The sequence below is a fragment of the Acidobacteriota bacterium genome (assembly GCA_016716715.1).
GTDB lineage: Bacteria > Acidobacteriota > Thermoanaerobaculia > UBA5066 > UBA5066 > Fen-183.
In genome coordinates this window covers 358351-373374 of sequence record JADJVE010000001.1, presented here as the reverse complement: position 1 = coordinate 373374, position 15024 = coordinate 358351, and the positions used below count along the sequence as shown (strand labels likewise).

General features: G+C 70.4%; 9 protein-coding genes. 8 read left to right on the top strand and 1 reads right to left on the bottom strand.

All coding sequences use genetic code 11. The features are described 5' to 3' along the window. The first annotated feature begins 81 nt into the window (after nucleotides 1-81). The 8 genes from IPL89_01615 (at nucleotide 82) to IPL89_01580 (ending at nucleotide 11880) form a co-directional block, all read left to right on the top strand. Nucleotides 82-2043 carry an FAD-dependent oxidoreductase gene (locus tag IPL89_01615; GenBank protein ID MBK9061890.1) on the top strand — a complete coding sequence of 654 codons (1962 nt, stop codon included), beginning with the start codon at nucleotides 82-84 and terminating at the stop codon, nucleotides 2041-2043. Continuing rightward, complete coding sequence (locus IPL89_01610; protein ID MBK9061889.1) at nucleotides 2040-2534, top strand: Rieske 2Fe-2S domain-containing protein; 495 nt, start codon at nucleotides 2040-2042, stop codon at nucleotides 2532-2534. The genes IPL89_01615 and IPL89_01610 overlap by 4 nt, the downstream gene beginning before the upstream one ends. Beyond that, nucleotides 2531-4069, top strand: coding sequence for a cytochrome b N-terminal domain-containing protein (locus IPL89_01605; GenBank protein ID MBK9061888.1), 1539 nt, complete (start codon nucleotides 2531-2533; stop codon nucleotides 4067-4069). The genes IPL89_01610 and IPL89_01605 overlap by 4 nt, the downstream gene beginning before the upstream one ends. A 4-nt stretch (nucleotides 4070-4073) precedes the next feature. Further along, nucleotides 4074-5738 (top strand): c-type cytochrome, encoded by a 1665-nt coding sequence (locus tag IPL89_01600; GenBank protein MBK9061887.1) that lies wholly within the window; start codon nucleotides 4074-4076, stop codon nucleotides 5736-5738. Further along, complete coding sequence (locus IPL89_01595) at nucleotides 5735-9187, top strand: molybdopterin-dependent oxidoreductase (protein MBK9061886.1); 3453 nt, start codon at nucleotides 5735-5737, stop codon at nucleotides 9185-9187. Before IPL89_01600 ends, IPL89_01595 begins: the two co-directional genes overlap by 4 nt. 3 nt (nucleotides 9188-9190) lie before the next feature. Further along, nucleotides 9191-10312, top strand: coding sequence for a dehydrogenase (locus IPL89_01590; GenBank protein MBK9061885.1), 1122 nt, complete (start codon nucleotides 9191-9193; stop codon nucleotides 10310-10312). Between the two features lie 78 nt (nucleotides 10313-10390). Next, nucleotides 10391-11230, top strand: a complete 840-nt coding sequence (locus tag IPL89_01585) for a hypothetical protein (protein MBK9061884.1) — start codon at nucleotides 10391-10393, stop codon at nucleotides 11228-11230. Further along, nucleotides 11227-11880 carry a molecular chaperone TorD family protein gene (locus IPL89_01580; protein MBK9061883.1) on the top strand — a complete coding sequence of 218 codons (654 nt, stop codon included), beginning with the start codon at nucleotides 11227-11229 and terminating at the stop codon, nucleotides 11878-11880. The genes IPL89_01585 and IPL89_01580 overlap by 4 nt, the downstream gene beginning before the upstream one ends. 9 nt (nucleotides 11881-11889) lie before the next feature. Here the strand turns inward: IPL89_01580 and IPL89_01575 are convergent, their stop codons facing one another. After that, complete coding sequence (locus IPL89_01575) at nucleotides 11890-15024, bottom strand: efflux RND transporter permease subunit (protein MBK9061882.1); 3135 nt, start codon at nucleotides 15022-15024, stop codon at nucleotides 11890-11892.

Genomic DNA, 15024 nt, shown 5'->3' with positions numbered 1-15024 from the left:
CCCGTGCGTATGACGCCCGTCATACCGGGCGCACCTCGTCCGACCTAGCGTCCTCGCAGGCATCCAGCGGGGGGAACCTGAATGCGTGACGTCGCCGGAACCGCGGCCGATGGCGCTCTGCCGGCTGCCGCTCTGCCCGTTCCCCTCACCGTCGAAGTCCCCGGCGACGGCTACCACCGGGGGCTCATTTCCTGCCAGGCCGCCTGCCCCGTGCACACGGACGCCCGCGGGTACGTGCGTGCCATCGCCGAGGGCCGCTTCGAGGAGGCGTACCTCATCGCACGCGGGCCGAATCCGTTCGCGTCGATCTGCGGCCGCGTGTGCGGCGCGCCGTGCGAAGCCGCCTGCCGGCGCGGAAAGGTGCCGCGCGTGGACGACGACGGGGCGTTCGTCGCGAACGACCGCCCGATCTCGATCCGCGCCCTCAAGCGCTTCGTCTGCTCGCTCGCGGGGCCCGAGGCCCGGATGCCGGCGGCCGTCCTCGACGACGTGCGCCGCTACGTCCCCGCGGTGTGCGCCGACGCCGACGAGATGGCGGCGCTTCTCAGGGGCGCGATCGACGGGCAAATCCCGCTCGCCTCCGGCCAGAAGGTCGCGATCATCGGCGCGGGTCCGGCCGGCCTCTCGGCCGCGCACGACCTCGCGCTCCTCGGCTTCAAGCCCGTCGTCTACGAGAGCGAGCCCGTCGCCGCCGGGATGCTCGCCGTCGGCGTGCCGGCCTACCGGCTCCCGCGCGAGCTCATCCGGCGCGAGATCGCCGTCATCGAGGCGCTCGGCGTCGAGATCCGCTGCAACGTCACGGTGGGCAAGGACGTTTCGTTCGAGGAGCTGCGCCGCACGCACGCCGCCGTCCTCGTCGCCGTCGGCGCCAAGAGCTCGCGCGCCCTCGGCCTGCCCGGCGAGAACGGCCCCGGCGTCCTCGGCGGCGTGGACCTCCTGCGCGCCGTCTCCCTCGGCGAGCCGCTGCCGCTCGGGCGCGACGTCGTCGTGGTCGGCGGGGGCAACGTCGCGTACGACGTCGCGCGGTCGGTCGTGAGGCAGATCGCGTGGGACGCGGCGCGCACGGCCGCGCGCCTCCCCGGGACGAGCCGCGTGCGCCTCGTCTCGCTCGAGGGGCTCGAAGAGATGCCCGCCGACACCGTCGAGATCCGGGAGGGCGACGAGGAAGGGGTCGAGCGGCTGAACGGCTGGGGGCCCGTCGCGATCGAACGCGATGCCACCGGCGCCGTCACGGGGGTCACGTTCCGGCGCTGCGTCCGCGTCTACGACGAGAACCGGCGCTTTTCCCCCGTCTACGACGACGCCGTGAGGCAGACCTTGCCGTGCGACAGCGTCCTCCTCTCCGTCGGGCAGGCTCCGAACCTCTCGTTCCTCGCCGAGGGCGGGACGGACGTCGAGGAGATGCGCCCTGGCTGGCCGAAGGTCGATCCCGTGACGCTCGCGACGTCGGCTCCGAGCGTCTTCGTCGCGGGCGACCTCGCCCACGGCACGCGCCTCCTGATCGACGCGGTCGCGTCCGGCAAGGCGGCGGCCCGCTCCATCTACCGCTCGCTCACGGGGCACGCGCTCACGCCCGACACGCTCACGGCTTTCCTGACGCTCCCCGGCTACCGGCGCGAGCGCGGATACGAGTCGATCCGCCGCGTCGCCGTGCCCGTCGCCGAGCCCGAGGAGCGGCTGAAGCACCCCGAGGCGGAGGTCGAGACGGGGTACACGGCCGAGCAGGCCATGCGCGAGGCCTCGCGCTGCCTCGACTGCGGCGTGACGCCGGTCTTCGACGGCTCGCGCTGCGTCCTCTGCGGCGGCTGTGTCGACGTCTGCCCGACGCTCTGCCTCAAGCTCGTCGACCTTTTCGACCTCGCTCCCTCGGCGGACCTCGCCTCCGCGGTCGACCGCGACCTCGGCCCGGACCCCGGTGACGCGACGGCCATCCTCAAGGACGAGGACCGCTGCATCCGCTGCGCGCTCTGCGTGATGCGCTGTCCGACCGACGCGATCGCGATGGACCGCGTCACCTTCGCCACGTCGTGGAGGACCGCATGACGACGACCTCCGTTTCCGCCCGCTCGCGGCTCGATCCCGAGCCCGTCGCGCGGCGCGACTTCCTCGGCCTCTCGGCGCTCTGGGCCGCCGGCTCGGCGCTCGCGTTTGCGATGCTCGGCGCGCTCCGGCTCCCGAAGGCCGCCGTCCTGCCGTCCCCCTCGCGCAAGTACAAGGTCGCGCTCCCGGACACGCTGGCTCCCGGCGAAGCCTTCGTCCCGCCGGGCCGCAACGTCGCCGTCTTCCGCGACGGCGAGGGCGTCTTCGCGGTCTCGACGGTCTGCACGCATCTCGGCTGCATCGTGAAGACGGGTCCCGAAGGCTTCGACTGCCCGTGCCACGGCTCGCGCTTCGCGAAGGACGGATCGGTCACGAAGGGGCCCGCGCCGCGCGCGCTCGCGTGGCGCAAGGTCTCCGGAAGCGGCGGCGCGTACGTCGTGGACGAGGGCGAGGACGTCCCCGCCGGGACGAAAGTAAAGGGAGACAAGGCATGAGCGATACCGCGCTCCGCCGCCTCGTCCACAACCTGAAGGGGGCCCCGCGCCTCGTGAAGGACTCCGCGTTCCGCGGCGGCGCCCCGTCGACCGACCGGACGCGTTCGACGTTCGTCTTCGGGAACGTCTTCCTCCACCTCCACGCCGTGCGCACGCACCTGTGGAGCCTCCGCTGGTCGACGACCTGGGGCCTCGGAATCGCCGCGATGGCGGCGTTTCTCGTGACGCTCGCGACGGGCGTCCTCCTCATGTTCTATTACAAGCCCCACCCCCTCGCGGCCTACGACTCGATCAAGGACATCCACTTCGTCGTCCCGACGGGCCGGTTCATCCGGAACATCCACCGCTGGGCGGCGAACGCGATGGTCGTCGTCGTCCTCCTGCACATGGCGCGCGTCTTCTTCACGGCGGCCTACCGGCAGCGCCGCGAGTTCAACTGGCTTGTCGGAATGGCGCTCCTTGCGACGACGCTCGGCCTCTCGTTCACGGGCTACCTCCTTCCGTGGGACCAGCTCGCGTACTGGGCAATCACGATCGGCGCGAACATCGCGCAGTCCCCGCGCGAGGTCACGGACGCGCTCAACATCACGGACCGCTTCGACCCGGGCGGATTCCAGAAGCTCCTTCTCCTCGGCTCGGACACCGTCGGCGAGGAGGCGCTCATCCGCTTCTACGTCCTCCACGTGATGCTCCTGCCGCTCGTCCTCGCGGCGCTCGCGGCCGTCCACTTCTGGCGGATCCGGAAGGACGGCGGCCTCGCGCGGCCGGCGGACGCGGACGCGCGCGTGGGGGCGCCGGGAATCGACTCGCTGCCCGTCTTCACGGATTCCCCCCGCAAGACGTACCAGCTCGCGGCGCTCGTGCGCGGGAAGACGGCGGCCGTCGGGCGCTCGCCCGAGGCGACGGTGCCTTCGATGCCGCACCTGTTTTACGCCGAGCTCGCGGTCCTCATGCTGACGGTCGCCGGCTGCCTCGCGCTCGGGATCCTGTCGGACGCGCCGCTCAAGGAGCTCGCGAACCCCGGCGTGCCCGAGAACCCGGCAAAGGCGCCGTGGTACTTCCTCGGCCTGCAGGAGCTCGTCTCGTACTCGGCCTTCATGGGCGGGATCGGGATTCCCGCGATCGTCCTCCTCGGCCTCGGCCTCATCCCGTTCCTCGACCGCGAGACGCAGGGGACGGGTGAGTGGTTCGGCGGGCCGGGCGGAAAGAAAGTCGTCCTTCAGGCGGCGGGTGTCGGACTCCTCTCGACGCTCTCGATCGAGGCGCTCGCGATTCGCTTCGGGTGGATCCGCGAGTGGTTCCCGCACATCCCGCAGCTCGTCGTGACGTTCCTGAACCCCGGCACCGTCCTCACGGCCGTCTTCGCGGCGTATTCGATGTGGCTCGTGAGGCGCCACGATTCCACGCGCGCCGGCGCGCTCGGCCTCTTCACGTGCTTCCTCTGCGGCTTCATCGTCCTGACCGTCATCGGTTCGTACTTCCGCGGGCCCAACTGGGCGTTCTACTGGTCCCACGCGGACTGGCCGGCGCACTGAGGCGGTGGCGGCAATGCGAAACAAGCACCTCCTGCTCTGGAGCAGCCTCCTGACGCTCGCGCTCCTCGGGGCCGCGGCCGTGCACGAGAACTTCTTCCGCGAGTGGCGGCGCGTCCAGGCCGGCGCCTCGCGGCCCGGCGCTCCCGCCGAGATCCGGCTGCGGCAGGTCTACGTGCCCGCGCTCGGCGCGGCCGACCGCTGCGTGAGCTGCCACGTCGGGATGGCGCCCGGCGAGCAGGTGGTCGGGGGCCACAAGGTGCTCGGGCCGCACCCGCGCGTCGCGCACGAGCCGGCGGACATGGGCTGCACGATCTGCCACGGCGGCCAGGGCCGCGCGACGGATCGCGCGGACGCGCACGGCGAGGCTCCGCACTGGCCCGAGCCGATGCTCCCGCGCCGCTACGCGTACGCCGGATGCGGCGGCTGCCACACGCCCGTCGGCGTCCCCGACGCCGCGCGCCTCGCCGCCGGCGCCGCCGTCTTCGAGCGGCACGACTGCCTCGCCTGTCACAAGCTCGACGGGCGCGGCGGGACGCTGCGGCCGGACGGCGGCGGCATGGAGGGTCCGGATCTCTCGGCTGCCGGCGTCAGGCCCGTCGCCGCGGGGTGGTACGAGTCGCACCTCGACAAGAGCGCGAAGGTCGCCGGCTCGCCGTGGCGCGCGTCCGTCGCGCCGCTCGCGGCCGCCGAGCGCGAGGCTCTCGCGACGTTTCTCGGAACCCGCGTCGGCGCGCCCGGCCTCACGGAGGCCAAGGCGCTCTTTCATTCACTCGGCTGCCGCGGCTGTCACAAGGTCAACGGCGTCGGCGGCGCCGACGGGCCCGACCTCACGCGCGAGGGACGCCTCGACCCCGGCCGGCTCGACTTCACGCACGTGCCGGGCGGCCGGAGCGTCCCCGCGTGGCTCGCGGAGCACTTCCGCGCGCCCGCGACGCTCGTCCCGAACTCGCAGATGCCGGCGCTCGGGCTCTCCGAGGCCGAGATCGACCGCCTCGTCTTCTACCTTCTCTCGCTGCGCACCGAAAGTTCGGCGGCGAACACCCAGCCCCCCGATCGCCTCCGCGTCGAGCGCTTCGGCGCGCGTGAGTTCGCGGCGGACGGCGCGACGCTCTACGGCGCGTTTTGCTCGGCCTGCCACGGAGCGAGCGGCGAGGGCATGCGCTACGCGGGGATGGCGGCGTTCCCGGCAATCGGAAATCCGGACTTCCTCGCGCTCGCCTCGGACGAATTCCTCGCCGCGACGATCGACAAGGGCAGGCCCGGCCGGCGGATGCCGGGCTGGGCCGACCCCGCCGCGGGCCTCCGGCCCGACGAACGCAAGGCCGTCGTCGCGTACGTCCGCGCCTTCAGCGGCGGCGCCGCGCCCGGCGCGTCGGCCGAGCCGCGGCGCTTCATCGCGCCGGCGCTCAAGGGCGGCGACACCGTCTACGCGCGCGCCTGCGCCGGCTGCCACGGCGCGAAGGGCCAGGGCGCCGAAGGCCCCGCGCTGAACAACCCCGTCCTCCTCGAATCCGCTTCCGACCGCTACCTCGTCGAAACGATCCGCCGCGGGCGCCGCGGCACGTCGATGGAGGGGTTCGCCACGCCCTCCTCGACGCGGGCTTCTCTCACGGACCCCGAGATCGAATCGGTCGTGGCCCTGCTCCGAACGTGGGAGAAGACGCGATGAACAACGACATCAGCCGCCGGCGTTTCCTCGAGGCCGCCGCCGCTTCGGGCTTCGGCGCGCTCGTCGCCTCCGCCGGCAAGGCGTGGGGCCTCGAGGCGATCGCGAACCCGCTCGCCGCTTACCCTGACCGCGGCTGGGAAAAGGTCTACCGCGACCTCTTCAAGCCGGACTCCTCTTTCACGTTCCTGTGCGCACCGAACGACACGCACAACTGCCTCCTGCGCGGCTTCGTGCGCTCCGGCGTCCTGACGCGGGTCGGGCCGACGATGCGCTACGGCGAGGCGACGGACCTCGACGGGAACAGGGCGAGCCACCGCTGGGATCCGCGCGTCTGCCAGAAGGGCCTCGCGCTGACCCGCCGCTTCTACGGCGACCGGCGCCTCAGCCACTGCAAGGTCAGGACGGGCTACAAGGCGTGGATCGACAAGGGCTTCCCGCGCGGCGCCGACGGCAAGCCGCCGGCCGAGTACTTCAACCGCGGGCGCGACACGTGGGTGCGCGTCACGCACGAGGAAGCCGCGGCCCTCGTCGCGAAGTCGCTCAAGAACATCGCCGAGACGTACTCGGGCGAGGAGGGCGCGAAGCGGCTCAAGGCCCAGCACTACGACGAGAAGATGATCGAGGCGACGAACGGCGCCGGGACGCAGGTCCTGAAGTTCCGCGGCGGGATGCCGCTCCTCGGCGTCACGCGCATCTTCGGCCTCTACCGGATGGCGAACTCGATGGCGCTCCTCGACGCCGCGATCCGCAAGGTCGGGCCCGACAAGGCGATCGGCGGGCGCGGCTTCGACAACTACTCGTGGCACACGGACCTGCCGCCCGGGCACCCGATGGTCACGGGCCAGCAGACCGTCGAGTTCGACCTCCACGCCGTCGAGCACGCCAAGACGCTCGTCGTCTGGGGCATGAACTGGATCACGACGAAGATGCCGGACGCGCACTGGCTCACGGAAGCGCGCGTGAAGGGGACGCGCGTCGTCGTCATCGCGTGCGAGTACTCGGCGACCTCGACGAAGGCCGACGACGTCCTCGTCGTGCGTCCCGGGACGATGCCCGCCCTCGGCATCGGCCTCGCGCACGTCATCATGAAAGAGAAGCTCTACGACGCCGACTACGTCAGGCGCTTCACGGACCTGCCGATCCTCGTCCGGATGGACACGCTGCAATATCTGAAGGCTCAGGAAGTTTTCGGCGGAGGTCCAGCCGTGCTGTCGAACCAGACGCACGTCATGGCCGAGGGCGAGAAGGAGCCGCCGCCGGGCCAGCACCGCGACCAGCTCATCCCCGGCAAGCTCCGCGACGCCTGGGGCGACTACGTGTGGTGGGATCAGGCCGCGAAGGCGCCGCGCGCGCTCACGCGCGACGAAGTGGGCGCGAAGTCGAAGATCGCCGATCCGCTCCTCATGGGCTCGGTCGAGGTCGCGCTGAAGGACGGGACGAAGGTCCGCTGCCGGCCCGTCTACGACCTCGTCTACGAGTACGCCGCGCACTGGGACCCGAAGACCGTCGAGGACGCCACGTGGGCGCCGGCGGCCGCGGTCGAGAGCCTCGCGCGCCAGCTCGCGAAGAATCCCGGGACGACGCTCTTCGCGGTCGGGATGGGCCCGAACCAGTTCTTCAACAACGACAACAAGGACCGCGCGCTCTTCCTCCTCGCGTCGCTCACGGGGAACGTCGGGAAGCTGACGGGCAACGTCGGCTCGTACGCGGGCAACTACCGCGTGTCGCTCTTCAACGGGGCGCCGACGTACATCAACGAGAACCCGTTCGACCTCGAGCTCGACCCCACGAAGCCCGCGCGCCCGAAGCAGTACTGGAAGGCGGAGTCCGCGCACTACTACAACCACGAGGACCACTACCTCAAGGTCGGGAAGAGGACGCTCACGGGCTCGACGCACATCCCCTGCCCGACGAAGTCGCTCTGGTTCGCGAACGCGAACTCGATCCTCGGCAACGTGAAGTGGCACTACAACACGGTCGTGAACGTCCTGCCGAAGATCGAGATGATCGCCGTGCAGGAGTGGTGGTGGTCGACGTCCTGCGAGTGGGCGGACGTCGTCTTCGCGGTCGACTCGTGGGCCGAGCTGAAGTACCCGGACATGACGGCCTCCGTCACGAACCCGTTCCTGAACGTCTTCCCGAAGACGCCGCTCCCGCGCATCTTCGAGACGCGCGGCGACATCGAGGTCCTCTCCCTCGTCGGCGACGCGATGGCGACGCTCACGGGCGACAAGCGGTTCAGCGACACGTGGAAGTTCGTGAAGGAGAAGAAGGTCGAGGTCTACCTCCAGCGCGTCCTCGACGCCTCCGCGAACACGAAGGGCTACAGGATCGAAGAGCTCGAGGCGAAGGCGAAGGACGGGATCCCGTCGATCGTCATGAGCCGGACGAACCCGAAGTGCGTCGGCTACGAGCAGGTCACGGACTCGCGGCCCTGGTACACGAAGTCCGGGCGCCTCGAGTTCTACCGCGAGGAGCCCGAGTTCATCGAGGCCGGCGAGAACCTGCCCGTCCACCGCGAGCCGATCGACTCGACGTTCTACGAGCCGAACGTCATCGTCGCCCCGAAGCACGAGGCGATCCGGCCCGCGAGCCCCGAGTCGTACGGCGTGTCGCGGGACGACCTCTCGTGCGAGGTGCGCCAGGGCCGCAACGTCGTGATGACGTGGGAGGAGACGAAGAAGACGGCGCACCCGCTCGCGAAGCAGGGCTACAAGTTCATCTTCCACACGCCGAAGTACCGGCACGGCTCGCACACGCTCCCGATCGACACGGACATGGTCGCGATGCTCTTCGGGCCGTTCGGCGACGTCCACCGGCACGACAAGCGCACGCCGTTCGTCACCGAGGGCTACGTCGACATCCATCCCTCCGACGCGAAGGAGCTGGGCGTCGAGGACGGCGACTACGTCTGGGTGGACTCGGACCCGGAGGACCGACCGTTCAAGGGCTGGCAGAAGAACCCGAAGGACTACGCCTTTGCGCGCCTCCTCTGCCGCGCGCGCTATTACCCGGGCACGCCGCGGGGCGTGACACGCATGTGGTTCAACATGTACGGCGCGACGCCCGGTTCGAAGGAAGGCCACGAAACCAGGCCCGACGGCCTCGCGAAGAACCCGCGCACGAACTACCAGGCGCTCTTCCGCTCGGGCTCGCACCAGTCCGCGACGCGCGGCTGGCTCAAGCCGACGCTCATGACGGACTCGCTCGTGAGGAAGGGACTCTTCGGCCAGGGGATCGGCAAGGGCTTCCTGCCCGACGTCCACTGCCCGACGGGCGCGCCGCGCGAGGCGATCGTGAAGATCACGAAGGCCGAGCCCGGAGGCCTCGAGGGCCAGGGCCTCTGGCGTCCCGCCGCGAAGGGCCTGCGCCCGCGCTACGAGAACGCGGCCATGCAGAAGTACCTCGCGGGCGGGTTCATCTCGAAGAACGACGGGAAGAGGGGGTAGGCCATGGCACGCGTGAAGAACTGGCAGATCCAGCGGGAGATGTCCTACTGGTACCCCGAGGCCCGCCCGAAGAAGCAGTTCGCGGCGATCTTCGACGTGAACAAGTGCATCGCCTGCCAGACGTGCACGCTGGCCTGCAAGACGACGTGGACGTCGGGCAAGGGCCAGGAGTACATGCTCTGGAACAACGTCGAATCCAAGCCCTACGGCTACTACCCGCTCGGGTGGGACGTGAACATCCTCGAGAAGCTCGGCCCGCAGACGTGGGACGGCGGGCGCTACGAGGGCCAGACGATCTTCGAGGCGGCCCCGGCGGGCAAGCGCGTCCTCGGCTGGCGGCCCGAGGAGATCGACTACGCGCACCCGAACGTCGGCGAGGACGACTGCTCCGGCAAGATCGAGAAGGGCGCGGGCTTCTCCGGCCCGCACATGGCGTGGTTCTACTACCTCGCGCGCATCTGCAACCACTGCACGTACCCGGCCTGCCTCGCGTCGTGTCCGCGCGGCTCGATCTACAAGCGCCCCGAGGACGGGATCGTCCTCGTCGACCAGGGGCGCTGCCGCGGCTATCAGGAATGCGTGCAGGCCTGCCCGTACAAGAAGGTCTTCTTCAACCCGATGACGGGCACCTCCGAGAAGTGCATCGCGTGCTTCCCGAAGATCGAGGCCGGCAACCAGCCCCAGTGCTTCGTGAACTGCATCGGGAAGATCCGCATGGCGGGCTTCATCAACACGCCCGACAAGGCCGACCCGTCGAACCCGATCGACTACCTCGTCCACGTGCGGAAGGTCGCGCTCCCGCTCTTCCCGCAGCTCGGCCTCGAGCCGAACGTCTATTACATCCCGCCCGTGCACGGCGCCGAGCCGTACCTCGAGCAGATGTTCGGGCCAGGCGCCCACAAGGCGATCGAGACGTACAAGACGGCGGACCAGGATCTCGCGGGCCTGCTCTCGCTCTTCGGCTGCAGCGAAGAGGTCATGCCGCGCTGGAAGCGGACGGGCGACACGATCATCGGGCTCAAGGAGGACGGCACGGAGATCGTGCGCGTCCCGTACCGCGAGCCCGCGCACGTCCGCGCCGCCGTCGACCTCCGTTACGGCGTCCAGCGCACGAACTGCCCGTGATCGCGAAAACAGAAAAAAGAAAGAAAGATTTCTATGAAAGTGAATGAGCACCGCGCTTTCCGTCGCGCCGGAGCTTTCATGTTGGCTGCGCTGCTGTCTGGCGCGGCCGCGTGTGCGAAGAAGCCGAATCTCTCGCCCGGCGAAGTGAAGGCCGTACGCCGCTCCGCGCTCGCCGCCGCGCCGGGCGATCCCGCGTGGGCGGCGCTGCCCATCCACGTCGCGCCGCTCGTCCCGCAGGACATGGTCGAGCCGCGCCTCCTCAAGGCGACGACGCCGGAAGTCCGCGTCCGCGCGATGCACGACGGGACGACCGTCGCGTTCTTCCTCGAGTGGGCCGACGCGACGAAGAACGACATGCCCGGCCCGGCGCGCTTCACCGACGCATGCGCGGTCCAGTTCCCCGCGAATCCGCCCGCCCGCGACCTCCCCGCGCCGCAGATGGGCGAGAAAGGGCGCGGCGTCGAGATCACGTACTGGCGGGCGTCCTGGCAGGCCGTCGTGGACGGGCGCGGCGATACGCTTCGCGACCTCTATCCGAATTCGACCGTCGACCACTACCCGTTCGAGGCGAAGAGCCTCGTGGAAGGCTCGCCCGAGCAGAAGGAGGCCGCCCTGCGCTACGCGCCGGCGCGCGCGCTCGGCAACGCGATGGCCGGCCCGCGAAAGACCCCTGTCGAAGACCTCGTCGCGGAGGGGCCCGGCACGCTCGCGCCCGGCGCTTCCGCCGGGTCCAACGGCAAAGGCGTGCGGACCGCGACGGGCTGGGCCGTCGTCCTCTCTCGCCGCCTGCCCACGGGCGTGACGGCGCCCGGCCGCTCGCAAATTGCATTCGCCGTGTGGGAAGGCGCCGACGAGGAGTCCGGCGCGCGGAAGATGCGCACCGTGTGGATCCCGTTCAACCTGGAGGGCCAGAAATGAGCCTGCACCCGACCGCCGACGCCCCGCTCCTGCGCGAATCCGCGGCGTGGAGGCTCCTCGGCCTCCTGTTCGAGCGCCCGCGCGAAGGCTGGCGCGACGAGGTGGACGCCCTCGAGCCGATCGCGGCCGACCCGTTGCTCTCCGCCGCTGTCACCGCCGCGCGGGAGGAAGCGTGCGAGGAGGCGTTCCTCGCGATCCTCGCGCCCGGCGTCGTCTCGCCGCGCGAGGTCACGTGGCAGAGGGGCGCCGACGGCGGCCAGCTCCTCGCCGAGATTCGCGAGACGTACGACGCATTCGCGTTCCGGCCGGAGACCGAGGAGCCGCCCGACCACGTCTCCGTCGAGGCCGGCTTCGTCGGCTGGCTCCTCCTCAAGGAGGCCTACGCGCGGGCGGCGGAGCTGCCCGACGCGGCCGCGCTGACCGCCGAGGCTCGCGCGCGTTTCCAGAAGGCGCACGTCGCGCGCCTCGCGGCCTCGCTCGCGGAGAACCTCGACCGCTGGGGCGTCTCGTACCTCACGCTCGCCGCGGCCGCGCTCGCGGCGCGGGCCGGCGAGCCCGAGGCGATGCCCTCTCTCGACGCGCCCCCGACCCCCTGCCCCGAAGGCTGCACGTTCGCGGGAGAGGAAGAAGAAGACGGACTTCCGAGCTGACGCGCAGCGTCAGGTCGGAATCTCGTCCTCGGCAATGTCTGCGTAAAACTCGGCCTGTCGCCGACGCGCCACGCGCTCCTCGACGATGTCGTAGAGCGTCGGGAGGACGATGAGCGTCAGGAGCATCGAGGTCACGACGCCGCCGATCACGACGCTCGCGAGCGGCCGCTGGACCTCCGACCCGGCCCCGGTGGAGAGGGCCATCGGGACGAAGCCGAGGGCGGCCACGAGCGCCGTCATGAGGACCGGTTTGAGGCGCGTTCCCGCGGCGCCGATGATCGCGGCGCGGAGCGACGCGCCCGCCTCGCGCCGATGGTTGATCGCCGTCACGAGGACGACGCCATTCAGGACGGCCACACCGAAGAGGGCGATGAACCCGACCGCGGCCGAAAGGCTCAGGTTGAGCCCGCGAAGCCAGAGTGCGCCGATGCCGCCCACGAGCGCGAACGGGACGTTCACGAGGACGAGACTCGCCTGCCGGACGTTCCCGAAGGTCACGAAGAGGAGCAGAAAAATGATGACGAGCGAGAGCGGGATGACGACGGCGAGCCGCTTCATCGCCCGCTCCTGGTTCTCGAACTGGCCGCCCCACTCGAAGTGATAGCCGGAGGGAATCTTCACGGCCGCCGCGAGACGCTCTTTGCCCTCGGCGACGAAGCTCCCCATGTCGCGACCGCGCACGTTCGTCTGCACGACGAGCCGGCGCTGACCCGACTCGTGGTTGATCGCCTCGGGGCCACGGATGGTCGTGACGCGCGCAACCGTCGCGAGCGGAACCTTCTCGCCGCCCGGCGCCGAGAGAAGAAGCGTTTCGAGCGCGGCACGGTCCGCGCGGAACGCGTCCGGAAACCGCACGAGGACGCCGAACCGGCGCGGTCCGTCGAGAACCTCCGTCGCGACCGCCCCGCCGACGGCTGTCTCGACGACCTGCCGGAGGTCCGAAACGTTCAGGCCGTAGCGCGCCATCGCCTCGCGGTCCACGTCGATCTGGATCTGCGCGGCGCCCGTCAGGGCCTCGACCTGCAGGTCGGCGGCGCCGCGGATCGGTGCGAGGGCCCTGCGCACCTCCTCGCCGAGGGTCTCGAGGATGGCGGCGTCGGGACCGAAGATCTTGACGGCCACATCCGCCTTGACGCCGGACACGACCTCGTCGAGGCGCATCGCCATCGGCTGCGTGAAGTTGGCGGAGAGACCGGGCATTTCCGCGAGCGCCCGCGCCATCGCGTCGACGAGCTGCTCCTTCGTCCGGCCGGTCTTCCACGCCTCCGGCGGGTGCAGGACGACGTAAACGTCCCCCTGGTAGATCCCCATCGCCTCCGTCGCTACGTCGGGCCGCCCGATCTTCGTGACGACCTGGCGTACCTCCGGGAAGCGCCGCAGGATCTGCTCGACGCGGCCCGAGATCGCGACGGACTCGGGCAGGGAGACGGACGGCAGCTTGCGGGTCTCGATCAGGATCGACCCCTCGTCGAGGCGCGGCATGAACTCCGTCCCGAGGAAAGGCACCGACGCAATCGCGGCCCCGACGACGGCGAGCGCCACCGAGAGAGTCCGCCTCCGGTGGCCCATGGCCGCGTCGAGGTGGCTGACGTACGTCCGGCGGAGCTTTCGGAACCACTCCTGGGGGTGCTCGACGGCATTCACGGGGAGCACGAGCGAGGCGAGGACGGGTACGGCCGTCAGCGAGACCGCGAGGGCTCCGACGAGCGCCGAGCAGACGGTGACCGCCATGGGGCGGAACATCTTTCCCTCGAGTCCCTCGAGGGCGAAGATCGGGATGTACACCGCGATGATGATGAGGACGCCGAACAGGATCGGGCGGGCGACCTCCGTGGCGGCCGAGGTGAAGAAGGCGGTCGGGCTCTCCCGGCCCGGCCCGATGGCGTCTCCGCGCTCCTCGCGCTTGCGGATGATGTTCTCGACCATGACGACGGCCCCGTCCACGATGAGGCCGAAGTCGATCGCGCCGAGCGACATCAGGTTCGCCGAGACCCCGAAGATCTTCATGCCGAGGAACCCCGCGAGCATCGCGACGGGGATGACGCACGCCACGAGCAGGGCCGCGCGGAGATCGCGAAGGAAGAAGAAGAGAACGAGAAGGACGAGGAGTGAGCCCTCCAGGAGGTTCTTCTGGACGGTGTGGGACGTCCGGTCGATGACCTCGGTCTGGTCGTAGAAGGGCACGATCGACAGCCCCTTGGGCAGGCTCCGCACGATTTCCTTCACCCGCACTTTGACCCGCTCGGCGACGGTCTTCCCGTTCTCCCCCATCAGCATGATGACCATGCCGGCGACCGACTCGCCCCGTCCGTCGCGCGTCACGGCGCCGTGCCGCGGCATCGCGCCGACGATCACCTGCGCGACGTCGCCGACGAAGACCGGCACTCCCTCCACCGAGGCGACGACGAGCCGCCTGAGGTCCTCGACGCCGCGGACGAGACCGACACCGCGGACCGTGAACCGCTCCGAGCGGTGCTCGATGAAGCCCCCGGAGAAGGAGACGTTGTTGTCGGCCACTGCGTCGAAAAGCTGCCTCAGCGACAGCCCGTATTTCTCGAGCTTTCGCGGGTCGACGACGACATGGAACTGCTGCGTCTGTCCGCCCCAGGAATTCAGCTCGGAGACGCCCGGCACCGACCGCAGGCGCGGCCGAATCTCCCAGTCCTGGAGAGTCTTCTTCTCCATCAGGTCGGCGCCGTCTCCCTCGACGAGGTACTGGTAAATCTCGCCGAACGCGGTGGCCACGGGTCCGAGCGACGGCTCGAGGCCCTGGGGAAGCCGGCCCCGCGCCTCGGTGAGACGCTCCGTCACGAGCTGGCGCGCGAAGTAGACCGGGACGCGGTCCTCGAAGACGATGGTGACCATCGAGAGGCCGAACTTCGAGAGGGAGCGGATCTCCGTCGCGCCCGGCGCCCCGGTGAGCGCCGTCTCCACGGGATAGGTGACGCGCTGCTCCACCTCGACGGCGCCGAGCCCCGGCGCCTCGGTGACGACGACGACCTGGTTGTTCGTCAGGTCCGGAAACGCCTCGACACCGATGGAGCGCCAGGCCCATAGCCCTCCGCCGACGAGCGCGGCAAGGCAGAGAAGAACGAACACCCTCTGCCGGAGCGAGGCCGCGACGAGCCGCTCGATGACTCCCAT